The sequence below is a fragment of the Bradyrhizobium daqingense genome, assembly GCF_021044685.1.
In the GTDB taxonomy this organism is placed as follows: domain Bacteria; phylum Pseudomonadota; class Alphaproteobacteria; order Rhizobiales; family Xanthobacteraceae; genus Bradyrhizobium; species Bradyrhizobium daqingense.
Genome location: NZ_CP088014.1, coordinates 1,526,348 through 1,548,843, shown reverse-complemented (window position 1 = coordinate 1,548,843; position 22,496 = coordinate 1,526,348). Strand labels below are relative to the sequence as shown.

The 22,496-nt window shown below is 60.0% G+C and carries 18 protein-coding genes, 3 pseudogenes and 1 riboswitch; of the genes and pseudogenes, 9 read left to right on the top strand and 12 right to left on the bottom strand.

Annotation, left to right across the window (positions count from 1 at the left end; genetic code table 11):
* Window positions 1–144 precede the first annotated feature (144 nt).
* From LPJ38_RS07185 to LPJ38_RS07175, 3 genes and pseudogenes are all read right to left on the bottom strand, one after another.
* A complete protein-coding gene (locus LPJ38_RS07185) occupies window positions 145–1,218 on the bottom strand; it encodes a ribonucleotide-diphosphate reductase subunit beta (RefSeq protein ID WP_014490245.1) in 1,074 nt (357 codons plus the stop codon).
* The gene (locus LPJ38_RS07180; protein ID WP_014490246.1) at window positions 1,209–3,152 is read right to left on the bottom strand and encodes a ribonucleoside-diphosphate reductase subunit alpha; all 1,944 of its coding nucleotides are present in this window, start codon (window positions 3,150–3,152) and stop codon (window positions 1,209–1,211) included. Before LPJ38_RS07180 ends, LPJ38_RS07185 begins: the two co-directional genes overlap by 10 nt.
* A 104-nt stretch (window positions 3,153–3,256) precedes the next feature.
* Window positions 3,257–3,427, bottom strand: a riboswitch (cobalamin riboswitch).
* A gap of 125 nt (window positions 3,428–3,552) precedes the next feature.
* Window positions 3,553–3,699, bottom strand: a pseudogene (locus tag LPJ38_RS07175) (transposase); the annotation flags it as partial.
* Between the two features lie 246 nt (window positions 3,700–3,945).
* On the opposite strand from LPJ38_RS07175, the gene LPJ38_RS07170 reads away from it, so the two are divergent.
* Window positions 3,946–4,706, top strand: a protein-coding gene (locus tag LPJ38_RS07170) for an IS5 family transposase (protein ID WP_110115998.1) whose coding sequence is annotated in 2 segments (ribosomal slippage) — window positions 3,946–4,285 and window positions 4,285–4,706 — 762 coding nt in all. Because the reading frame shifts where the segments join, the coding sequence is not laid out codon by codon here.
* A gap of 264 nt (window positions 4,707–4,970) precedes the next feature.
* On the opposite strand, the gene LPJ38_RS07165 is transcribed toward LPJ38_RS07170, so the two are convergent.
* Together LPJ38_RS07165 and LPJ38_RS38260 are read right to left on the bottom strand one after the other, a co-directional pair.
* Window positions 4,971–5,612, bottom strand: a complete 642-nt coding sequence (locus LPJ38_RS07165; RefSeq protein WP_043900134.1) for a GNAT family N-acetyltransferase — start codon at window positions 5,610–5,612, stop codon at window positions 4,971–4,973.
* Window positions 5,613–6,880: 1,268 nt separating this feature from the next.
* The gene (locus LPJ38_RS38260) at window positions 6,881–7,336 is read right to left on the bottom strand and encodes an ATP-binding protein (RefSeq protein ID WP_018647508.1); all 456 of its coding nucleotides are present in this window, start codon (window positions 7,334–7,336) and stop codon (window positions 6,881–6,883) included.
* Between LPJ38_RS38260 and LPJ38_RS07155 the strand changes: the two genes are divergently transcribed.
* From LPJ38_RS07155 to LPJ38_RS07140, 3 genes and pseudogenes are all read left to right on the top strand, one after another.
* Window positions 7,253–7,432, top strand: coding sequence for a recombinase family protein (locus LPJ38_RS07155; RefSeq protein ID WP_277996271.1), 180 nt, complete (start codon window positions 7,253–7,255; stop codon window positions 7,430–7,432). The two genes, LPJ38_RS38260 and LPJ38_RS07155, sit on opposite strands and share 84 nt — an antisense overlap.
* Window positions 7,433–7,572: 140 nt before the next feature.
* A pseudogene (locus tag LPJ38_RS38085) lies at window positions 7,573–7,956 on the top strand (recombinase family protein); the annotation flags it as partial.
* Between the two features lie 332 nt (window positions 7,957–8,288).
* A complete protein-coding gene (locus tag LPJ38_RS07140; protein ID WP_011082845.1) occupies window positions 8,289–8,822 on the top strand; it encodes a transposase in 534 nt (177 codons plus the stop codon).
* A 282-nt stretch (window positions 8,823–9,104) separates the two neighbouring features.
* Here the strand turns inward: LPJ38_RS07140 and LPJ38_RS07135 are convergent, their stop codons facing one another.
* The gene (locus LPJ38_RS07135; protein WP_014490252.1) at window positions 9,105–9,428 is read right to left on the bottom strand and encodes a hypothetical protein; all 324 of its coding nucleotides are present in this window, start codon (window positions 9,426–9,428) and stop codon (window positions 9,105–9,107) included.
* A 98-nt stretch (window positions 9,429–9,526) separates the two neighbouring features.
* Between LPJ38_RS07135 and LPJ38_RS07130 the strand changes: the two genes are divergently transcribed.
* Window positions 9,527–9,826: a hypothetical protein gene (locus LPJ38_RS07130; protein WP_028144341.1), complete on the top strand. Its 300-nt coding sequence runs from the start codon at window positions 9,527–9,529 to the stop codon at window positions 9,824–9,826.
* A gap of 246 nt (window positions 9,827–10,072) precedes the next feature.
* Here LPJ38_RS07130 and LPJ38_RS07125 read toward each other — a convergent pair whose 3' ends face one another.
* Window positions 10,073–10,369, bottom strand: a complete 297-nt coding sequence (locus LPJ38_RS07125) for a hypothetical protein (RefSeq protein WP_125459292.1) — start codon at window positions 10,367–10,369, stop codon at window positions 10,073–10,075.
* Window positions 10,370–10,745: 376 nt separating this feature from the next.
* Here LPJ38_RS07125 and LPJ38_RS07120 point away from each other — a divergent pair.
* A protein-coding gene (locus LPJ38_RS07120) for an IS3-like element ISRj2 family transposase (protein ID WP_109866565.1) occupies window positions 10,746–11,875 on the top strand; the annotation gives its coding sequence in 2 pieces (ribosomal slippage) (window positions 10,746–10,998 and window positions 10,998–11,875; 1,131 coding nt in all).
* Between the two features lie 1,270 nt (window positions 11,876–13,145).
* Here the strand turns inward: LPJ38_RS07120 and LPJ38_RS07115 are convergent.
* Window positions 13,146–14,378 (bottom strand): cytochrome P450, encoded by a 1,233-nt coding sequence (locus LPJ38_RS07115; protein WP_011082852.1) that lies wholly within the window; start codon window positions 14,376–14,378, stop codon window positions 13,146–13,148.
* A 125-nt stretch (window positions 14,379–14,503) separates the two neighbouring features.
* Window positions 14,504–16,504 carry a c-type cytochrome gene (locus LPJ38_RS07110; protein ID WP_011082853.1) on the bottom strand — a complete coding sequence of 667 codons (2,001 nt, stop codon included), beginning with the start codon at window positions 16,502–16,504 and terminating at the stop codon, window positions 14,504–14,506.
* A gap of 1,027 nt (window positions 16,505–17,531) precedes the next feature.
* Here LPJ38_RS07110 and LPJ38_RS07105 point away from each other — a divergent pair.
* Together LPJ38_RS07105 and LPJ38_RS07100 are read left to right on the top strand one after the other, a co-directional pair.
* The gene (locus LPJ38_RS07105) at window positions 17,532–17,822 is read left to right on the top strand and encodes a hypothetical protein (RefSeq protein WP_011082854.1); all 291 of its coding nucleotides are present in this window, start codon (window positions 17,532–17,534) and stop codon (window positions 17,820–17,822) included.
* Window positions 17,823–17,978: 156 nt separating this feature from the next.
* Entirely contained in the window at window positions 17,979–19,088 is a 1,110-nt protein-coding gene (locus LPJ38_RS07100) for an IS630-like element ISBj5 family transposase (protein ID WP_011082855.1), read from the top strand.
* Window positions 19,089–19,579: 491 nt separating this feature from the next.
* Here the strand turns inward: LPJ38_RS07100 and LPJ38_RS07095 are convergent, their stop codons facing one another.
* Both LPJ38_RS07095 and LPJ38_RS07090 read right to left on the bottom strand, forming a co-directional pair.
* Entirely contained in the window at window positions 19,580–19,720 is a 141-nt protein-coding gene (locus LPJ38_RS07095; protein WP_016841328.1) for a hypothetical protein, read from the bottom strand.
* Between the two features lie 43 nt (window positions 19,721–19,763).
* Window positions 19,764–19,988: pseudogene (locus LPJ38_RS07090) on the bottom strand (ATP-binding protein); the annotation flags it as partial.
* Between the two features lie 318 nt (window positions 19,989–20,306).
* Here LPJ38_RS07090 and LPJ38_RS07085 point away from each other — a divergent pair.
* Window positions 20,307–20,732 carry a hypothetical protein gene (locus tag LPJ38_RS07085; RefSeq protein WP_223153801.1) on the top strand — a complete coding sequence of 142 codons (426 nt, stop codon included), beginning with the start codon at window positions 20,307–20,309 and terminating at the stop codon, window positions 20,730–20,732.
* On the opposite strand, the gene LPJ38_RS07080 is transcribed toward LPJ38_RS07085, so the two are convergent.
* Window positions 20,733–22,493, bottom strand: a complete 1,761-nt coding sequence (locus tag LPJ38_RS07080) for an oleate hydratase (protein WP_011082857.1) — start codon at window positions 22,491–22,493, stop codon at window positions 20,733–20,735. It lies immediately after the preceding gene.
* Window positions 22,494–22,496 lie beyond the last annotated feature (3 nt).

Genomic DNA, 22,496 nt, shown 5'->3' with positions numbered 1-22,496 from the left:
CCATCTGTGTGTCCGGCTTTGTCGCGCTGCAATCAAGACGCCACGATGAGGAGGTCCGGTTCTATGCCTTTGTCATGCTGGCGGGTGACGGCGACGACTATCGGCGCCTGCCGCTGTCAATGCCGCTAGCATGAATAAAATGGGCTAGATACGGCCGAAAGTCGCCCACACCCCGTCTTCTCCGTCCCAGCTGCCGCGGCTCGCCGCCTTGGAGTACTCCGTGGCGCGCTGCTCGAAGAAATTGGCGTGCTCGACGCCATTGAGAATCTCGACGAGCCACGGCAGCGGATGCGCCTTGAGCTGGGTGAACCCGCCCTCCTTCGCCTCGAAGAAGCCGAAGACCGGGGCAATCCGGAGTTGGGCCAGTCGCCAGTCGGCGACGTAGCGGACGTAGGCGTGGATATGCTCAGGCAGCATCCCCTCGATCTTGCCAAGGCCGAAGGCGAGCTCGACGAAGTTCTCCTCCAGCTTCACCATGGTCTTGGCTACGTCGACAATGTCGTCGCGGACGGGGCGCGTCACCGCGCCGGTTTCGCGGTGCCATTCGTGAAATAGCTTGATGATGCCCTCGCAGTGGAGACTCTCGTCGCGCACTGACCAGCTTACGATCTGTCCCATGCCGTTCATTTTGTTGTGGCGTGGGAAGTTGAGCAGCATGGCGAAGCTGGCGAACAAGGCCATGCCTTCGGTGAAGGCGCCGAACATCGCCAGGGTACGGGCGACATCCGCCACGCTGTCGACGCCGAACTCGTGCATGTAGTCCGCCTTGGCGCGCATCTGCGCATAGCCGCGGAATGCCTCGAACTCGGTCTTAGGCATACCGAGCGTCTTGAGTAGCAGGGCATAGGCGTCGATATGAACCGTCTCCATGTTAGTGAAAGCGGCCATCATCATCTGGACGGTGAGTGGCTGGAAGATCGGAATGTACCGCTTGAAATAGTTGTCGCCGACCTCGATGTCCGACTGAGTGAAGAAACGGAAGATCTGGGTGAGCAGCGCGCGCTCGCTGTCGGTGACGCGGCCCGAAGCCCAGTCGTTGAGGTCGGCGCCGAGCGGCACCTCCTCGCCCATCCAGTGGGTCTGCTGCTGGCGCTTCCAGAACTCGTAAGCCCAGGCATAGCGATCGACGTCGTAGCTGCCGGTCGAGTCAAGGAGGCCGACGCGTCCCTTGCCGATCAACGTGCGCGGATCGGCGCGCGATAGATCGATCACTGACATGCGAGGCACTCCTCATAGTCGGTGCGCTGCCGCGCCGGCTGCTGCGTCGGCGTTGCATCCCCGGCAATCTTGCCGGCGAACGCCGCGCGCGAGATCGACTTTGATCGACAGTAGTAGAGGCTCTTCACCCCACGCTTCCACGCCGTCCAGTGCAGCATGTGGAGGTCCCACTTATCGACGTCGGCCGGCAGATAGAGGTTGATCGACTGGCTCTGGCAAATCAACGCGGCGCGGTCGGCGGCAAGCTCGACGATCCAGCGCTGGTCGATCTCGAAGGCGGTGCGAAAGATCGCTTTCTCGTGCTCCGACAGGACGTCGAGATGGGCGACCGATCCGTCGTGCGCGATGATCGACTCCCAGGTCGCCGAGGTGTCGGCGCCTTTCGCGGCCAGCACCTTAGCGAGGTGCGGATTGCGCACCGAGATGGCGCCGGATAGCGTCTTGTGGGTGTAGATGTTGGCCGGGATCGGCTCAGTGCAGGCGCTGGTGCCCCCGCAGATGATGCTGATCGAGGCGGTCGGCGCGATTGCGATCTTGTGGCTGAAGCGCGCCATCACGCCGCGTTCCAGGGCATCCGGGCACGGGCCACGCTCGCGAGCGAGCGCCACGGATGCGGCGTCGGCTTCGCGACGGAGTTTTCGGAACATGTTCAGATTGAATGACTTGGCCAAGGTACCCTCCATTGGAATGCCCTTGGCCTGGAGAAACGAGTGGAAGCCCATGACGCCGAGGCCAACGGAGCGCTCGCGCAGGGCGGCGTAGCGGGCACGCTTCATTCCGTCCGGCGCCACCGTGATGAAGTGCGTGAGCACGTTGTCTAGGAAGCGCATGACGTCCTCTATGAAGCCGGGCTCCTCATTCCACTGGTCCCAGGTCTCGAGGTTGAGCGACGACAGGCAGCAAACCGCGGTGCGCTCCTCGCCGCGATGATCGATGCCGGTCGACAGGGTAATCTCGCTGCACAGGTTGGAGGTCGAGACCTCGAGGCCGAGCTCGCGCTGGTGCTTGGGGAGCGCACGGTTCACGGTGTCGATGAACAAGAGATAAGGCTCGCCGGTCTGCAGCCGGTTCTCAAGGATGCGTTGCCACAGCTGGCGGGCGTCGATCTCGCGGACGACCTCGTTAGTCTTCGGGCTGCGCAGAGCGAATGCGGTGCCGGCGCCCACGGCACACATGAACTCGTCGGTGACGTTGATGCCGTGATGTAGGTTGAGGCTCTTGCGGTTGAAGTCACCAGACGCCTTGCGGATCTCGAGGAACTCCTCGATCTCGGGATGGTGGATATCGAGATAGACCGCCGCCGAGCCGCGCCGCAACGAGCCCTGGCTGATCGCCAGCGTGAGGCCGTCCGTGACGTGGATGAACGGGATGATGCCCGAGGTGACGCCGCCCCTCGCCTTCTCGCCGATTGAGCGAACATTACCCCAGTAGGTGCCGATGCCGCCGCCATTGGAAGCAAGCCAGACGTTCTCGTTCCAGGTGCCGACGATGCCTTCGAGCGAGTCCGACACTGAGTTAAGGAAGCACGAGATCGGAAGGCCGCGCGTCGTGCCGCCGTTGGAGAGCACCGGTGTGGCCGGCATGAACCACAGCCGAGACATCGCATCATATAGACGTTGGGCATGCGCAACATTGTCCGCGAAGGCGCAAGACACTCGGGCGAACATGTCCTGGAGGCCTTCGCCGGCGAGCAGATAGCGGTCGGTCAGCGTCAGCCTACCAAACGAGGTCAGCAGGTCGTCGCGCGACCGATCGAGCGAAAGGTCAGACGGAGTTGGCGATCGCGCGGGGGGCCTCGGCAGGGGAGCCGGCAATGCTGGGGGCTGCACAAGACACAGTTCAGGTGTGGTAGGCTTTGCCTGCGCTGAGGGCTGCCGCACACTCGGCAGCTCAATGAGATGACCATACTGATCGAAATCGTAAGACGCCGACATCGGCAACCCCGTGATATTTGGGGGCTGGGACCGTGCGGACGACTTGCGAGGGGACCGGGCAAATGTCCCCGGCTGCAAGCGACCCACCGGGCACCCCGCCCGAGGACATGGGTTCTGTCGCGGTAGGTTTCCTGGCTCGCGGGTCGCTGCGGCTGTCGGCCTTCCCAGCGCTGTCGCGCTAATGCCTCGGAATAGCCGCTGCCGACACAATGGGTTCCCCCCTAACACCGTGCCACCATATATGCGAATTTAAAACCACTACGACACCACATATAGAAGCCTTTGCCCAGACTCGTCAAGACGGCACAGTCAAGTTAACCAGTTGGAGCAGCCCCGAGGTCGAGGTTCGAAATTCGCCGAGCGCCTGTCCTGAGAGCCTCACTCAAAAAACATAGATGTCTCAAGGCCTGGCCAATCGGCGAGTTAGGAGCCTCAGATGGGCGACGAGCGGCCAGGCGAGCTCGGTAGCGGCGGAACCTTCGAAGTCTTTGCAGAGATGCCCACATCTGCCGAGCCACGCAAAGGTGCGCTCGACGACCCAGCGCCTGCGATCGGCCAAGATGTGCTCAAACCTTTGGAAGTGGCGTCGCAAATTCTCCAACAGGGGAACAGCAACCCTGGACATCCTGAATGTTGGCATCGATCGGTTCGCGGTCCGCGAATTGAGTTGGGCCGGATCGGGTTTCGGTAGCCATACGCGTCTCGCCATTCATCGCTTTCTGTGGCCTTAGGGTCTGTACCTAAATAGCGCCACGTGATTCTCTTGCCTACGTGTTGATTCGGGGGCGAGAGAATGCGCGCTGGTTTGTTTTGGCTGAACGACAGGCAATGGGCGCGTATCGAACCGCATCTGCCGAGGGGACTGACGGGGCCGGATCGGGACGACGACCGACGCATCGTCAGCGGCATCATTCACATGCTGCAATCGGGTGCACGATGGCGTGATTGTCCACGTGAATACGGCCCTTACACGACGATCTACAATCGCTTCAATCGCTGGGCCAAGCGAGGACGATGGTGCGCAATCTTCGAAGCGCTGGCCAAGCCTGGCGAAGACGGCGTCGTACTGTCGCTCGACTCGACCTCGATTAAAGCTCACCGGTGTGCCTCCGGCGGAAAAGGGGGGAGCACAATCAAGCAATCGGCCGCTCGCGCGGAGGCCGCACGACAAAAATCCATGCGCTGAGCGATCCGCTCTGCCGGCCGGTCGTCCTGCATCTGACTCCAGGCCAGGATGCCGATATCGCTGCGGCTCCCGATGTCCTGGCGCTCGCGCCACCCATGAGCGTGCTCCTCGCCGACAAAGGGTATGATGGCGACAAGCTTCGCGGCGAAATCATTCGTCGTGGCGCCAAGCCCGTAATCCCCAATAAATCTAACCGTGTCGTCATCCATCGCTTCAACAAACGCGCCTACAAAGGACGAAATGTCATCGAACGCTGCTTTTGCAGGCTCAAGGACTTCCGGCGCATCGCCACGCGATATGACAAGCTCGCCCGTAATTTTTTGGCCGCTGTTCATCTCGCCGCTCTCGTCGCATATTGGCTCAATTGAGTCTGGACCCTAGATCAAAAATTGTCTGGAGCCCGACCGCAAATCGATGCAGCCGCCCGTGGCAATATCCCAGCTTAGTGGATTTGACCCCGCCAGCTCTCACATCAGACGTGCCAACTTTGCCGAAGAGACGATTGGTATGCTTTTCGCAGGCCCGGCGAGCCGCCTCACGTGCTCAGTTGTCTGGCCGCGAACATAAGCCGTCCTGACCGAACGCGGTCATGTCAGGTTATTGGCAATCAATCCTAACGGGATGAGGCGGAGCTATGCTTGAGTCTGGGTGACGAGCCGATCCGGCGGCGCGGCCTTGCTGGGTCGGAATGAAGCCGTTCGCAACATTGGCGTGAGCGGCGGCGAAGAACCGTGTTGTATCTCACCAACGACCTTGAAGCCGTGACGTTGGTAAAAGGGAATGTTTTCAGGGTTCGAACTTTCGAGGTAGGCAACAATGCCGTCCTCATCGCATCGTTGAAGGGCGTAGTTCATCAGCAACGTGCCAAGCCCTTTTCCGACCCAGTTCGGATCGACGGCAATGAGTGGCAGATACCAATGTGGCTCGTGGGGACGATGTTCGGCCATTCTCCGCCGCAAGTGTGCCATATCCTCGGTAATCTCCGGGCGCAGGGATAGCGCCATGATTGCATCCAATGCCTCCTCATCTTGCTGCACGTTGGGAGGCAGCCACAGGGCCGCGCCACGAATCTCTCCCGCGACGTAGGCTGTGCCATGTGCAAATGCTCGGCCCCCACAGGCGTCAATGAACTGAGGCATGCTTCTAAGGTATTGCCTTGGGTCAGGCCAGCTCCAACGCATCAACGGATCCGCGGCAAAGCCGAGCACAATTGTCCAGACAGTGCTTGCACGAATGTTTGCGTTCGCAGATCTGATATCTGATTCTTCTGTCATGAAGTCGTTTCGGGGCTCTGTTTTGGCATTGGCCTTCCAAGGAGGAGCATGGCATCGACACATCTGACGGTGAGCGGAATGGATGCACCGACGGGGACTCGCCGGGTGCATTTGGTTTCCCTTCCGAGATCTCCGCCTGTCTCAGACGGCTGACTTTGACGGCCACTTCGGACGAAGGCTCCTTGGTAGGCAATGCTTGGATCTACATATTCCTGGCGGGCTTCTGCGCTTCCACGCCCTATCTGGAACCCGCCCCGCCCTTCCCAAGGAAGCTCCGACGTTCTCAAGGTCGACACGGTTCGGCAGCCTGCAACCGTCCGCGAAGGGAATGACATGAGGACGCCTTTGATATTGCAAGTGCGAAGAAGTCAGGGCATGGCGAACATCGGGCGATGGCTGCCTGAACCGGGCTCCGGCACGAGCAAACAGCCAGCCAAGTGTCGCGCGTCGAGGTCCAGACTAGGCAAGGAATCATCACCTCGTCTCGTATTGAGCGGTTCTCGTAAGTTTCTTGGTCAAAACACATGCTAAGTGCGAAACCTCCATTGCCAACGTCGTGTCCGCGGTCACCGGCAGAGAGAGCTTTCGTCTGCGAGACTCATATGCGTAGTACAGCGGCTTTCCAATTATCGCATGTTGTCCGCGCTCCTTGATGTTCTTGTCTCGGCGCATCATCGCCGCGATTCGCGATTGTCGGATCAAGGCAACGGGACTGGATACCACGACGCTGCCGCCGTCGACCTACTGAACAACGCAACTTGGGATCGCGCGAGAGCTTTCGTGCATTGATTGATCGTCAGGCGTGTCGATCGCTCGCACAACGGCGTTAGCTCTATCGAGCGAAAACGTTGCTGTCGTGCCCTCGTCGTACTTGACGCCCAGGTCAGTTGTATCCGCCGCGATCCTTGCCATAGTGGGAAAGACAGCAGGCTGACGTAGTTGCGTGAGTAACTCTCGTAAAAGAGGTTTTTGGCCACAAGCGTTGATGGCTTCGTAGGACTTGTTCCAACTCACTCCCTGATCGGAACGGTTTGGAAGATTTCTTGGCGCTGGTATGCTTGCCACACCAGGTCCGAGATCCACGTGGTGAGTCATGTTGTTTCGTTCTGTCTTGGAAAACTGTAGTCGTCGGGGCAGCATATCAGAAGGCAATGTAGCGAAGACCTCCCCAGAATAGGTAGGGATCTATCCGCCCTTGATGCTGAGTTGGCCCGGGTTCAACCTTGAGCATAGTCTGTCGAACGCCATCCGGAACTGCCCCCTTTTCGTCATGAAGAACTGCCCCCACCATCGGACGTTTGATGGTCGCTTCCGCCGGTGACGGGACGGAGGGAGGCGGAGCCGACCGGACGGCCGTCACCGGCGGTCGGCGGTTTGATGAAGCCACTCTTGGCGCGGAGTCGGTAGCTGTCGCCGCGGATCGTCAGCACGTGGCGGTGGTGCAGGAGCCGGTCGAGGATCGCGGCAAGAAGACGCGCCTCCAGTAGACGATCCACCGGAAGCGGCGGATCTGCTTTGAGGCCGTCGTCTACGTTCGCCAGTCGACGGCAGACCAGGTCATCAACAACCGCGAGAGCGAGCGCCGCTAGTACGGCTTGGCCGACCTTGCCCGGCAGCTGGGCTGGAGCGAGGTGGCCGCAATCGACGACGAACTCGGTCGCTCTGGTGGCGGCACCGCGCGTCCCGGTTTCGAGAAGCTGCTCGCCGCCATTTGCGAAGGGCAAGTTGGCGCTGTGGTCTCGAGTGAGGCCTCTCGGCTGGCGCGCAACGGCAGGATTGGCATACGCTCCTGGAGTTCTACGGGCTCGTTGGAACACTGATCGTCGATGAGGATGGCGTCGACGATCCTCGCCATCCCAACGATCGCCTTCTGCTGGCATGAAAGGCACGATGAGCGAGATGGAGCTGTCTATCGTTCGGCAACGCTCGCTTGAAGCCTTGGAGCAGAAGGCACGCAGGGGTGAGCTCTTCCTCAACGTCGCCATCGGCTATCTCAAGGTCTCCAACGATCGGATCGACAAGGACCCTGATCGGCGCATTCAGGAGGCGCTCGCACTCGTGTTCACCAAGTTTGCCGAGATGCAGACACCGCGCCAGGTCCACCTCTGCTTACGGCAGGAGCGAATCACTTTGCCCGGGGGGCGGCCATGGCCCCGAGGGCCGCCACGTCGAATGGAAGTTACCAGTGTACAATACGATCTACCACATCCTGACCAATCCCGCCTATGCTGGCGCCTATGTCTTCGGGCGCTCGGGCAGTCGGGTGACGATCGAGGCCGGCCGCAAGAGGATCGTGCGGGGCTTCCGGCGCGAGCGCAACGACTGGGAGGTTTTGATCAAGGACCACCATGAGGGCTACATTACGTGGGCGGAGTTCGAGAAGAATCAGGGCCTGATCACCGACAACGCCAACGAAACGCTTCATGAGTCGAGGCTCGGTTCGCAGCGGCGAAGGCCGGCTCGCGGGTTCTTCGTTGCGGCCACTGCGGCCGCAAACTTCACGTTACCTACAGCGGTACGCACAGTACTGTCGGGCGGTATCATTGCCGCGGTAGCCAGATCAACCATGGTGGAGACCCGTGCATCTCATTAGGCGGTCTGCGCGCGGATCGCGCGATCAGCGCGGAGGTCATCGCGCGGCTGCAGCCGCTGGGTATACAGGCAGCGCTGGCGGCCATGGAAGCGCGCGGCTGTGAACACGCCGACAAGCTGCGTCAGCTCGAGTTGACTCTGGAGCAGGCACGCTACGAGGCAACTCGCGCTCCTCGGCGATACGAGGCTGTCGATTCGGACAATCGCCTTGTTGCCGGCGAGCTGGAGCGGCGCTGGAACGAACGCCTGGTCGCTGTCCGCGAGCTTGAGGGCAAGCGCGACACGTTGTTGGCTACGCCGGAGATGACGTTGAGCGACATCGATCGCGATCGGTTACTTGCGCTTGATTCCGAACTCAAGAGAGCTTGGGAAAGTCCGGGTGCAACAGCTGCGACGCGCAACAGGATCATCCGAAGCTTCATCAATGAGATCGTTGTGCGCATGCGCGACGAGGTGCTGGACTTGATTGTCCACTGGCATGGCGGCGATCACACGGCATTGCAGGTGAGGAGGAACCGCACCGGCGAGCACCGCGGCGGATGTGGTCGATCTCGTTCGTGTCCTCGCGCGTCAGATGCCCGACAGCATCATCGCCGCGGTTCTCAACCGCGCCAGTAGGTCGACAGGGCGTGGCAACAGTTGGGCCCGCGTCCGCGTCCGCGTTCGCAGTCTGCGCAACCAACACGCCATCGCGGCCTACCGAGAGGACGAGCGCGCCCAGCTGCGTTGAAAGTCAGTCCTTCGACGGCTCGCCGTCTGATCGAAGAACAGAGCTTGCCTGCGCAGCAGCTGTGCAAAGGCGCACCGTGGATGGTCAAAGCGGTTGATCTGGAACATCCCCAAGTCAAGGGCGCGGCGGTTCCGGCGGCCATCGTCTGGCGATCCGGGTCAAAAAGAAACTCAACTCCAAGGGGGTAGCGAGGTGGGCAGCATGAACCTGACTCGAGCGCGCGAGCAGCAGCACGTTCTCGCCGTTGGCGATCCAACGTGACGGCGGCCAGGTCGCGGATCTGCTTCGGTCGATCGACGGCTGCGTCTATGATCCTTGCGCACGACCTCGCGCTCGCACAGTAGGATCAGCGTCTCACGCGCCGACAGGTTCACGCGCGCCGTCTCGTCGGGCAGGTTGTCGAGCTGGTCGCGGATGCCGGAGAGCTGCGAGCGCGCCAGCATGGCCCCCAGCCAATCGATTGGTGCTTCGGTGACCTTCTTTGTACGCACCATCAGAAGCTCCCTCCGATCGTAGCTTCGTATTCGGCAAGAGGACGTAACAACGAGGGCAGTGGTGAAGGCGCCGGCACTGTCGGTGTCGCGGTTGCTGGTTGGCAGACCGCGCCATCGCGACAGGCAACCCCGTCGAGGTGGGCGAACTCGACGATCCGCAGCCGGCGATCCTCCGATTGCCTGTGACCGCAACCTCGCGCATGCCATGGTGGATGCGCACCTCGCCAGCCGCGACCGTCACCGCCACGCGCTCGCTGATCAGCCGCCAGGGTACCGTAGTTGTTCGTATCGATCTCGACAGCACAATCGTTGCCGACGACGCGGGCCAGTTCGCGCGGCGATCCGAGCGACGCCGAGCGGCTTCGACCGGTGTACCTCGTCACACGCAAAGCGAGTGATCGGCGCCACGCCCGTCGTGCCGTGGATACGTACGTTCGCCACCCCGCCCTCCCACTCGGCGAGATGCGTCTCGAATGCCTCCCAGCTCGCGAAGGAATGCCCCGCGATCACGCTCTTCTTCACGTAGCGGACGCCATTCTCCGTCTTGCCCTTTGTGCGCGCCCGATACGGTGCGCAGGCGCGAGGACGGAAGCCCCAATGCTTCGCGAACGTGATGAGCTTGTCGTCAAACTGAACCGACCGGCTCACCTGTCGTGGCGCACCACGAGCGCGCGTGGATTGTCCTTCAGCACTTCCTCCGGCAAGGTCGTGAATGCGCTCTCGAGCCCAGCGAACCAGTGCTCTTGCTTTTCGGCGCGGGTCGCCACGAACACAAATGCTTTGACCTTCGCCCCGCCGATATCGACCAGACGCTCGCCGAAGTCGATCTGTAGCTGCCGCCCCGGGGGCGTCTCGAACCGGGTCGTCGCCAGAGCTTCGGCCTTCAGTGCCTGGCGGTAGGGCTGCACGGCGCGTCGCAGCGTTCGCCGGCTGACCGCCAAGCCGTTTTCGGCCAACAGGTCGTGACGGACCGCATCCGCATTGCCGCGATGTCGAATGAACCTCTCGCGCAGCCAGCCTTCAAGGCCATGACCCGCTTCGCCCGCTCAGGCGACTTGAAGGCTTCACCCACCCGCGCCACGTAGTCCTTCACCGTCTGCAGCCCAGCTGGCGCGCAATCCGCTTCAGACCTCACCCACACACCCTCAGGTGCAACATCTCCGTCACGTCATCCGGCGTATTCATCACCTGCCCCTGTGAATTACTCCACGACAAGCCTTTGATTCGTTAGAGCTGGCCCCGCAAATTCGGACAGTAGCTTGAGTGGATTTTCTGCCTGACAGCGGCGAGGATTCTTGCTGCGAATCAGGAGCGAAGATGACGAAGAAGAGCCGCCGGACGCATTCTCCGGCATTCAAGGCGAAGGTTGCTTTGGCTGCGGTCAAAGGAGACAAGACACTGGCGGAGCTGGCGCAACTGTTTGATGTTCATCCGAACCAGATCACGATCTGGAAAAACCAGCTCCTGGAAGGCGCCGCCGGCGTGTTTGGGCATGACAAGACATCGGCCGAGACGCCGGTCGATTTGAAGGCGTTGCATGCCAAGATCGGCGAGCTGGCGTTGGAAAACGATTTTTTGTCCGGCGCGCTCACCAAGGCGGGCCTGCTGAGCGCAAAGCGATGATCGACCGCGGTCATGATCTTTCTATCGTGCGCCAGGCGAAGGTCCTGAAGCTGGCTCGCAGCACGGTCTACTATGAACCTCGGCCAGTTTCGGCCGAGGACCTTGCCTTGATGCGTCGGCTCGATGAGCTGCATCTCGATTATCCCTTCGCGGGAGCGCGTATGCTGCGATCGTTGCTGCGGCGGGAGGGGGTATACGCCGGTCGCCGCCACATCGCGACGCTGATGAAGCGCATGGGGATCGAGGCGGTCTATCGTCGCCCGAACACGAGCAAGCCGGCTCCGGGTCACAAGATCTACCCGTACCTGTTGCGCGGATTGAAGATCGAGCGGCCCGACCATGCGTGGGCAATGGACATCACCTACATTCCGATGCGGCGTGGCTTCGTCTATCTCGCGGCGGTCGTCGATGTGTTCAGCCGACGGGTCCTGGCCCATCGCGTCTCGATCACAATGGAGGCGGCCTTCTGCGTCGAAGCGGTCCAGGAGGCGTTGGCGAAGCACGGCAGGCCCGCGATTTTCAACACGGACCAGGGCAGCCAGTTCACCAGCCTCGAGTTCACCGATGTGCTGCTGGACGCGAAGATCGCCATCAGCATGGATGGCAAGGGCGCCTGGCGCGACAACGTGTTTGTCGAGCGGCTCTGGCGCACGGTCAAATACGAAGAAGTTTATCTCCGCGCCTACGACAGCGTGTCCGAGGCGCGAGCGTCAATTGCCAAGTATCTGGCCTTCTACAATCAGGGACGCCCTCACTCGAGCCTTGACGGGCGCACGCCCGACGAGGCTTACTTCGGCACGCAAGCTATGGTGATGGCCGCATGACCGTCGCCGACGATTTTGTCGTCGCTCTGGTCGGGCTACGCCCTCCCGACGCAACGACAAAATCGTAAAGCCCCGCGTTCAGCATAACCCGGCAGGAATCCACTTAAATCCAGCGGGGCGCTGTCCAAACAACCGGGGCCAGCTCTGTTCCTCGTTCATTCGCTCTCTCCTCGGCTATCCAAGGAGGGGGCAATTCCTCGTGACGTCGAGGGGGCAGTTTTCGATGGCGCGCGCGACAGCGAGCCGACTTTGTTGTATCAGTCTGGCTCTGCCCTTTGGCAGAGCCAGAAAGCCAAACAAGCTCGGCCGAAGCTGTCTCGATGGGAGAACTCCAGCCATCTTGGGACGTCAAACAGCGCGCGCCATGTTCGATGCGGAGCGCGTTTTCGTACGATCGCTGTCGCTACTGTCGATCAGGTTGGCAGCAGCCATGTGCACTCCACGACAACATACTCCGGAATGCTGTCCAGCGAGGACTTGCCGACGGCCCGAATTTGACGCGTCTGAATGCCAACGGGCGATCGAAGCGATTACCCCTTCTGGGAGTAAAGAGTCGGAATTCGGTGGAGGAGCTCGCCCGGACCTCAACGACGAAAAATCAATGGGGCCGCGAGACGATGCAGTCCCGCGGCCTCGCCACCGGAATTTAGTGAAAAGACAGTTTAAGTATAAAATCCCTCAGCCGGTGTTCTTTCAAGTAGAACACCGTGTTCCAACACTTGCCAATCCGGACAGCTACGGGGAAACGCGTGCAACCGCAGACCAATGCGGCCGCGAGATCGATGAAGAAGCCGGTAAAATTACGGTTCGCCTGTCCTATTCGCCTGTCATAACGGGTGCCAAGCGTCGAAAGAGTGTATCAGCGAGCAGAAGCAGCGCTCGATGCTATGCGCTGTTTGTAGTCGTCGGCGTCGTGCGTAATGGTGATCCTGCAGGTGCCGTTTGAGCGTATCATTGCTGTTGCGCTGATTGCGCGATGTTCGTGCATAACTGCCGGTTGCCGAGGCCCGCTTCAGCGTACGGCTTCCGTTCGCTTAAACCATTTCCTCGGTAAGCCAATGTAGTAGCCGCGCATGCGAAGCTCTGCCTCTCATCTATTGATGTGTTTCGCAAGCGGAACACACCACCGACACGATTGATTATTGCCTCACGCATCTCACGCGCATCGCGTGACGGAGACTTCGCGACGACCGACCTAGTGCTGACGCCAGAGGCCGCCACGCCAGCGGCCGGATCGGTACTCGCGGCTCGTTGCTGGGAAGTCCGGCCTTCAGACCGGCGTGTCGTAGGTGATGGGATAACGCTCTGGAAACGGCCCTCCTGCGTAGTCAATCTCCGCGGCGGGACGGACGCCCCGGATTTGCAGGATGCGGCGAACGATTTCCGGAACTTGGATGCGGCTGATCTGGTCGCCGAGGCAGGTGTGCATCCCGTAGCCCAGATGCATGTAGACCGACTCCGGCCGGTCGATCGCGAAGCTGGACGGCGCCGGCAGTTGCAAGCCATCGCGCATCGCCGACCGGGTCGAGATCAGCACCGTGCTGCCGGCCTTGATTGTCGTCGCGCGCAGCGAGCCCTTGGCTATCCGGTAATCGGTCCGGCAGTGGCGCACCACGAACGGATTGATCGGGTTGAAGCGCAGCGCTTCCCAGCAATAGCGATACATCAGATGGTCGTTGTTGCTGCTGGCGACGTCGATGGCCTCCTTCAGGATCCTCGGGCGCTTGAACAACTCGTCGAGCAGCTGCACGATGGCCGCCGATGTGGTCTCAATCCCGCCGACCAGTGTGCCCATCATATTGGTAATAATGCGTTCGTCGGCGAAGCCGATCGAATCGTCAAAATGGCTATTCAGCAGGCGGCTGAACACGTCCTCGAGCGGCGCCCCATTTTTCAGCTGCTCGCGCCGCTGCGGGAGCAGTTGTGTCAGATAGGCGCGCATCTCCTGCCCAGCGTCAATGTTGTCCTGGTGCACCTTCGGATCTTTGTCCAGGTTGTGAAACATGTCATATTGCGTCGCGCGCGACCAGCGGAACATCGAGGCCAGATCGGGGCCGGGAAAGCCGAAATATTCTCGGGTCAGCTGAATGGGCACCAGGCGCGACAACGTGCTGACCACCTCGATCTGGTTCTGGGTATAGATCTGCTTTTCGACAGACGCATTGGCGAGGCTGCGCACCTTCTGGCGAATTGCCGGCAGATCCTCCATGCGCATGAAGGCGCGCATGATACCCTTGTCGCGCTGGTTTATTTCGGTGCAGTCGCGGCCGAGCATGAAGGGGCCGACCGAAGGGTCCATCATTGGCGCATAGGTGACGTTGAAGATGTCGGGGCGGCTCAGCGCTTCCTGCACGTCGGGGAAGCGGGTGATGAACACCGGCCCCGCGGCGCCCAACGCCAGGTTGGGCCTGACGCGCCGGATGAATGCGAACAATGCATCCGGATGTTTGGCGATCATCCATTTCAGGAACTTCGCCGCCGGCCCCTGTTTCTGTTCCGCCATTGCTGCCGCACCCTAACTCCGAAAAGCTTCGCCTGGTCGGTCGATCCGGGCTTCCGTCCACCTTTCCCCCTGCGGGAGCGAGATGGTCTTCGCTATTGCTCCAGTTGGAGCTGACCCAATCAATTTCAGATCGACTTGAGGAACTCGATGATTGCGTTGCGCTCCTCCGGAGACAGCGCAGGGCCAATGACGCCCTCATGCTTCTCGTTCGAGAATTCGTGGCCGGTATTGCGATTGGCGGGCCTCGACGTATCGATGATGAAGTAGCCCTTGCTGTCGTAGGTCCTGCCTTCAGGAGCGACCGTCCGTGTCACGATACCGACGCGGACAGGATCGAAGCTGGGCTCACCGAGCAGGAAGACTTGTGGGCGCTCCGCAACCGGGCTGAGCAGATCGTAGATCGTCGGCACCGAGCCGTTGTGCAGGAACGGCGCAGTCGCCCATACGCCGTTCAGCGGACGCGCCTTATAGCCGAAACCTGCCGCTAGACAGTTCGGCCGATCGCCTTCGATCTCCGCTTGGACCGTCCCGGTCGACCGAAGCCATTCGTCGATGCCGGATTGGACCACGGCGCCGAGCGCAAGCGCGTAGAGTTGCATCGCATGGTCCGAGAGGTGGATCGTATCCAGCGTGTTGTCAGCCTTCCGTTGGCAGACATCGATGTCGAGGCCGAGCCCTGGGCTGCTCTGGCCCGCCCTGGCCAGTTCGCTGCCGGCGGTGTCCACGGTGCGATTGCGCAGCACGTCGCCCTGGGCCGGATCGGTGCCGATATGGCTTTGCTTGATGATCTTGACGTTGAGTACGGATTCCCTCGTCTGCTTCTCCTGCCCATCGCGACCGCGCCAGCGGATAGGGCCGAAGTTCTTCCAGAACTCCGCGTCCGGGGCCTTGCCGTGCACGATGTCCGGCGTCAGCGCTGGAAGATGGCAGCCGCTGCAATGTTTGTCGTAGAGTTGGGCTCCCACGGCGGCCTTGGCTTTGTCGATCGCAGGAAAGCTGTCGGGCCAGGCTGGCGCATTCAGTCCGGTGAAGGCTTTCGCCACCAGCGGCAGGTCCTTTCCAGCGAGCTGTTGTTCGATCCAGTGCAGATTATCGAAGGGGATGCTGCTGGCAAAACGTCCCCCCTTGGGCGGGGCGGTGAGGTTGAGCTCCGCCGAAACCCCCATCGCCTCGCCGGCATTGCGCACCAATGGCTGCATAATCGAGCCGTCGTACTGCACCCAATCGAACCATGACGATGTCCAGATGTGCGGGTAGCTGACAGGGGCGTTGAGGTTGACGTAGTTGCCGTAGCGCTTGGGGTCGAGTGCGAACACCTGGTTGCCGATGCGATTGAGCGCATCGAGGCGGGTAAACCCTTCCGTGACGTCGATCCCAGCGGGCTGATCGATCAGAGCACCAAGTATTCCATCGAGCTCCTTGGACAGTTGGACGCGTGTAAGATCGCTGTACTCGGTTCCTAAAACGCGCTTCGCGAACCGCCCGAAGCGACCGTCGAAGAAGGGTAGCTTTGCCGACAAAGCGGTCTGTGCGAGCGCAGCGCGGAGCGCATTTGTCAATTGACCGAGATCGGTCACGGCGGGGCCGCCTTCAATGACATAGCGCTTCTCTTTGAAGATCAGTTGGCCGGTATGGCACGCGGCACAGGTCAATCCAACGGCAGTCTCCTTACGCGAAAGTCCGCGGATCGACTGAAACGGCGAATATGCAAAGCCGATCGGCAAACCGTACTCATTGTTCTCGCTTTCGGCAGACTCTATGAATCCAAACCGCAGTAAATAGCGGTTGTCAGAAAACCGTTCTCGTTTGAAAAAGGGGATAGCGAAAGGCGAGTTCAGCGGCGCTTCCAGGGCGAGAAACCATGACAGCGGGATCGGTAAGGTCTGCGTGCCCTGGGCTTTATGATGGAATCGATCGGCGTCTTCGGCGTTCCAGCCCTGATCGAGCGAAACCTGCTCGCTCGCGGAAACCGGTTCAGGGAGACCAGGCGGCGTCAGAGCTTCGATTGTCGCGCCAAGCTGGGAGCTGGTCATGACTGCGATCAAAGCAATGACCACGATGATCGCCAGAAGAACAAGAAAGCGTCGCCACCAAAGGCGCCGAATTGCGCTGGTAACTGTCGACATGGCTCCCCCGTGTCAGCGAACGGCCTCCAGCAGAGAGCCGTGCAAACAGTAATACTACAACTACATGATCTTGTAGGCTTACCCCTGCTGTTGACGTCCTTGAGACGCGATCACTATTCTTTCTGACGTCACAATCGGTGGTCTGTGGAATGGGCGAACTTGACCGCATAACAAGAACATCTAGAGCGTTCGGACGAGCTCTTGTTCGAGCCGCCATCCCATCCTCGCGATCGAATTTGCAGTGACGTTGGGTCCGCTGTGGGAGATCGGGGGGCTGTAATCCGCGGGAACGCGAGCGAACGGAATTGGCCGGGCGCCTGAGGGCAATAGGCTCGCACTCGGAGATCAGGACTCCGTAGGGCGCAATGACCATGAGCATACATCCGGCCACGCCGATCACGATGATGCAGACGGCGAATTCGAGCCAAGCAACGCGGCTACCATTTAACGGCTTCGTTTGGCAAGCACGATGACGGCGCGGCTGACCTGAATTAGCAGCATCGGCGTCAGGCTGTAGCCCGCGACAATGCTCCACATCGTGAGCGTCGGTGGCAGACGTGGAAGACCTCTGTCATCGGCGGCCAGTAGAGAGGGACTGCGAGCAGAGGGCCGTACAGGCCGAGCGCAGCCAGACCCATGGATTGCGCGTGAACTCGTTGAAAACGGTACCGGAGCGGCTGCTGCGCATGGCGACGACGCGCCAGAGTTGTGCGAATGCGACGGCGAGGAATGTGGTGGTGACTATGGCCTCGCCCGTCCAGCCGGGCCGAAACCGCCAGTGTCCCCGCGGTTCTCGCGCTTACGAAGGAAGGCCTCATATCCCTCCGGGTCAACCTCCTTCAGGCGGTTCAGCGCGCGCTTAGCTTCCAGATCGGCGGACTTGCTATGACGCTGTTTGATCTTTTTACTTTTGCTTCCATCTCTGCGAGCTGTCCCGTTGCTGTTGGTACACTCTCGGGTATTGTCTCGAGCTTCGCGCTTGGTCGCGTCTCTTCGAGGCCTTCGACGCACCGATTGGGATGACGAGATGCTGCGGCTCGAATTGAACGACCTTCTCGAAGGTGGGTTTGAGCCGCTCGACGATCTGCACGAGGCCGTCCAGGCGCTGCTCGACCATCCGCGGCGGCGGCGGCGGCGGCTCCGGCGGCCTGCTGCCCGCAGGGCTGATCCAAGCGACCAAGTTTGCATCGTCGCTGTTGAAATGGTTGAAGTCGAGTCGACGTCAGCATCGTCACCTCCGGAGACGTCGGCGTCGCGGCACCGGAAGCTCTGGCAGTATTCCGAGAACGGCACGATCCCCGGCACCGACGACACCTAGCAAGGGATCGACTGCATGGCCCATCCTTCCGCGCAAACGCTCGGGTACCCACGCTAGTAGCCGTGTGCGAGCAGTAACGCCGTCGTGGTCTAGTCATCTGGAACGGAAGTTCGTGACATTAGTTGATCGCTCGGATCTCTAGAGAGGAGAGCGCTCGTGGCGAATGCAGGTGTGAAAGGCCGGCCGATCGCGCCGTTGGTGCTGAGTTCGCAGGAGCGGGCGTACTTGGAGAGGCAAGTTCGTCGTCATCGTGTAGCCCGATCGCTATCTGAGCGATGCCGCGCGATCCTGCGGTGTGCAGTTGGTCTGCCAAGCAAGTCTGTGGCTGCCGAACTTGGCATCCATGAACACACCGTCGGCAAGTGGCGCCGCCGATTCTTGAAGGATCGTTGTGATGGCCTGCTTGACGAAGCCCGCCCGGGCCGCCCTCGAACCATCGACGATGATCAGGTTGCCGAGGTAATCGAGCGGACATTGCGTACGACGCCGCCCGACGCAACGCACTGGTCGATCCGCTCGATGGCTGCGGATACTGGCTTTTCTCACACCACGATCCGCCGAATGTGGACGGCGTTCGGCTTGCAGCCGCACCGCAGCCAGACATTTAAACTATCGAGCGATCCGCTATTCGTCGATAAGGTGCGCGATATTGTCGGGCTTTATCTGTCGCCGCCTAACCGAGCCGTTGTCCTCAGTGTCGATGAGAAAAGCCAGATCCAGGCACTCGATCGCGAGCAGCCGGTCTTGCCGATGATGCCTGGGGTGCCGGAACGTCGCACGCATAGCTATGTGCGGCATGGTACGACCACGCTGTTTGCCGCGCTCGATGTCGCTTCCGGCTTCGTCATTGGCAAATGCTACAAGCGCCATCGGGCGCTCGAGTTCTTGAAGTTTCTCAAAGAGATCGACGCTCAAATCCCTGAGGGGCTCGCTGTCCATATCGTCATGGACAACTACGCTACCCACAAGACCCCCAAGATTAAAGCGTGGCTCGCTCGCCGGCCGCACTATCATGTCCACTTCACGCCGACTTCCGCGTCGTGGATCAATCAGATCGAGCGCTGGTTCGCTGAACTCACCAGAAAGCAGATCCGGCGAGGTGTTCACACCTCCGTCAGGCAGCTCGAAGCCGACATCCGTACCTTCATCGAATTGCACAACAACAACCCGAAGCCCTTCAAATGGACCAAGTCCGCAGACCAGATCTTGGCTTCCGTCAAACGCTTTTGCCACAAAGCCCAGCAGACTCTATGTGGCGAACTTTAGATTCATGTGACTAGCTGCTGTTGTTAGTTGGTAAACTCACCGCCGTTTGTCGTGCTGGTGATTGCAACGCCGTTAACGCATGTTGTCAACAGCCGTTAACGTAAGCGGATCAACTTTCCGGACACGATGCAACCGCAGGCATAAATACACGTTCGTCTGCCTATTTTATAAGGCAGGCCGATCGTCGCAGCCAAAAACCTTTCCGAACATCGAATAGCGGCGAACAAGCGTAAACATCGACACGCACTGCTTTTGGCGACAATCAAAACGACCATCGACTCGTGCTCGTGACGATGACGAACGATGGTCAATCAAGCCACATCGGCATGGGATTCTGAGGAGGTGTCGCTTCTGCAATGCATGTGGAGCGCGGGCCACTCGGTGTCTGCGAGGGGTGGCGATGCGTATCTCGCAACGCCATCATCGGCAAGGTCAAGCGCATGAGAGCTCGCCGAGGCCAAGCAACGCAACAGGGACAAACGACGGCAAAGTCAGCAGCAGTCGCTATCGACTTTGATCCGGCGCTCGTGCAGGAGATGCTCGCCAAGATCGATGGCTATCACGCCGATCTCGCATCCGAACGCGGTTCGTCGATGGCGCGGTGTCGCAACATCCGCGATGTCGATCAGCAACGTCTACAAGGAAGTCAAAGCGCGGAGCTCATCGGCAACCCAACCATCGGCCGTCGCCCCGCGCGAGGGCAAGCGCCTCGAACAGCCGCGGCAGCCGCTGACAGAGCACGGAGCGGTTGTCGCGGCAGGCCTTGTGGCCCAAGGCGCAAGCAATCCAGCTCTTGCAGACGCCGGTCGGGCCGATGATGAGCAGGTTCTGATGCCGGTCGATCCACTCGCCGGCGACGAGCTTTTGGAACAGCGGCTTGTCGAGCCCGCGCGGCGCCTTCATGTCGATAGTCGATCCAGTCCCAATTGATCTTGCCGGCGTGCTGAACCAGTTCGTGCTCCATGTTGATGACCTGCTTGAGCCTGGCCCGGAACAGATCACCTTCGTCCGTCGCCTTCGGCTTCTTCGGTCGCATCGGCTCCTCCCGATACGAGCGCCGAATCATGCCGTGCGATTCGAGGGAATCTCAAACTGCAAATTGCAGGTTCCGAGCTACCGCACTGTCAAAGCCTGCAATCACAAAATCGCCGCAGCCGAAAAACAACGACTCCAGATCAGCCCCTTACCTGTTCTTCACGGACGACTAAGGAGGCACGGATGAATCGATCCATGAGTCAAAAACCAGGCGCACGCTTTACCGAGAAGCAGGGCCATTATCTGGCGTTCATCTATACCTATTCGCACATGTCCGGACGGCCACCCGCCGAATCCTGCATCCCCAGAAGCATCGAAGTCCTTGTGCCGCCAGAAAACTTGCCTATCCTAAGCTGGCCGGTATCAAACCATCAAGATCACTGTGACGAGCCACTAGCTAGTTTCGCCCTCACCTCGTGGCAAGAGGTTAATCGGATGCGTGTGGCGAGAATAACATCAAGCCGAAAGAACACCGAATTCCAGAGTACGCCTAAAGGTTGCCTGGAAGATCGGCGCGAACGTTTGATCCGCGCCTTGGCGAGTCCGAGCCGTCACGGCGCAGGACAGCGCTTCTCTATCCGAGCGAAGCCGCAGCGTCCGCTGCCTTAATCACCTCAGGTGATATTTATTGAGTAGTTCGCCAAGCTCAGTCGCTTCAATCTTTTTTAGAATGAGCTCGCGCAGGAACGCAGGTCCCGGGATCTCAATTTCATTGCCGTCGCGCAGTCTACCCATTGCTGCAAGCAGCTTGCGAATATCATAGGTCGAGTTGAATACCTCGGGCACGCCACGTTCAATCTTGAGGAGGATATACACGGCTTCCATCGCGGTCCGAACGGAGTATTCCGTCGTGAAGATACAATCCCGTTCACCCGACTCCGCGAACTGGCCGATGAAGGCGAAATTGACCGCATCTTTCGGCACAACATCTGGCCGGTCGCCCGCCTGCCGCGGCATGAAGAAGGAAGTGACGTAGGGCATCATCACCGGGACCGTCTTGGCGGCCCCAGCGGCGAGTTCCGGTATACTCGCAACCGGCACACCGAGGTGATAAAGCCATTCTTGCGTGATTTCCTCGCCCGTACAATCTTGCATCGGTTTCCTCACGTAGTCGCCGGCTTTATCGACGAATAGCGAATAGACCCAGACGACGACTTGATCGCTGGGCTGGCGCTTGAAATGCGGCTGGCGATTTGTGGTCCAACTGAGCAACCAGCTCGAATCTTTCACCGTAACGATGCCTCCTGTGACAACCTTGCCGCTGAACGGATCGCGTTTGGCGATCTTGCGGATGTATGCTGGAATGCGTTTGTCCAGGGTCGTGATCGTCGCCGATTCCCATTTGCTTGCAGGAATATTGCCGCAAAAGACATTTGGGCGTCCAAAGGCCGCATCTTTGGCCGCAATACGCCGCCACAGATCCCAGGCGGGCGCCGGTCCTTCGTTGAGCCTGGCGGCCGTGTGATGGTCCCCCATGTCCGAGTTTTCGGTCAGCGACCCGATCGTCATGAAAACAAGATCGTCGGCGCCAATAATGAGACTGCCCTCAATGCCATTCTCCAGCCAGCGGATGGCTGTGGCTTGCTTGCGGCCACGCTTTATGTCGAAATCGATATCGGTGACTCCGACCCCGTAGCGAAAGTTGACGCCTTGCGCCAACAGCCATTTGGATAACGGCAGAACGAGCGATTCATATTGATTGTATTTGGTAAACTTCAGCGTACTGAAATCCGGCAGGCCGCCGATATGGTGGATGAATCGATGCAGATAAAGTTTCATCTCGAGGGCTGAATGCCATTCTTCAAAGGCGAACATGGTCCGCCAATAGAGCCAGAAATTGCTGTTGAAGAAATCTCTTCCGAACACTTCGTCGATGCGCTTGGTCTCCATCTGCTTACGAGTGGCAAGAAAAAGGGCAATCAGCTCTTTCTGGGCCTGTTCGCTCAGTGTGAAGAGGCCATCGGTATGGGCATCCTGCCCCTGCTTCACCGTCGCCCGCCGTAGTGTGTAGTTCGGATCATCCTTGTTCAGCCAGTAAAACTCATCGAGCACGCTGGCGCCTTCAAGTTCGAGCGATGGGATCGAACGAAACAGATCCCAGAGACACTCGAAATGATCCTCCATCTCTCTACCACCTCGAATCACGAATCCCCTTTCCGGATCCTGACAACCGTCCAACGCGCCCCCCGGAACCGTCTGTCGTTCGAGGATGGTGATACGGTCGCCACGCAACTGCCCGTCGCGGATCAAGAAGGCCGCGCCGGAGAGCGCAGCCAACCCCGAACCAACGAACCATGCTGTCTTGCTATCCACGCCGGCGGGTTTGCGGGGCCGAGCAAAAGCTTCGTAATTTCCACTGGTGTAATACATCGC

What these genes read in the sequence shown, in the direction of transcription:
- LPJ38_RS07165 (WP_043900134.1), bottom strand. Translation starts at nt 5,612, where the DNA reads ATGACAGAAGAATCAGATATCAGATCTGCGAACGCAAACATTCGTGCA.
- LPJ38_RS07135 (WP_014490252.1), bottom strand. Translation starts at nt 9,428, where the DNA reads ATGGTGCGTACAAAGAAGGTCACCGAAGCACCAATCGATTGGCTGGGG.
- LPJ38_RS07080 (WP_011082857.1), bottom strand. Translation starts at nt 22,493, where the DNA reads ATGTATTACACCAGTGGAAATTACGAAGCTTTTGCTCGGCCCCGCAAA.
- LPJ38_RS07185 (WP_014490245.1), bottom strand. Translation starts at nt 1,218, where the DNA reads ATGTCAGTGATCGATCTATCGCGCGCCGATCCGCGCACGTTGATCGGC.
- LPJ38_RS07140 (WP_011082845.1), top strand. Translation starts at nt 8,289, where the DNA reads ATGGAAGCGCGCGGCTGTGAACACGCCGACAAGCTGCGTCAGCTCGAG.
- LPJ38_RS07180 (WP_014490246.1), bottom strand. Translation starts at nt 3,152, where the DNA reads ATGTCGGCGTCTTACGATTTCGATCAGTATGGTCATCTCATTGAGCTG.
- LPJ38_RS07105 (WP_011082854.1), top strand. Translation starts at nt 17,532, where the DNA reads ATGCTGCGGCTCGAATTGAACGACCTTCTCGAAGGTGGGTTTGAGCCG.
- LPJ38_RS07085 (WP_223153801.1), top strand. Translation starts at nt 20,307, where the DNA reads ATGAATCGATCCATGAGTCAAAAACCAGGCGCACGCTTTACCGAGAAG.
- LPJ38_RS07115 (WP_011082852.1), bottom strand. Translation starts at nt 14,378, where the DNA reads ATGGCGGAACAGAAACAGGGGCCGGCGGCGAAGTTCCTGAAATGGATG.
- LPJ38_RS07110 (WP_011082853.1), bottom strand. Translation starts at nt 16,504, where the DNA reads ATGTCGACAGTTACCAGCGCAATTCGGCGCCTTTGGTGGCGACGCTTT.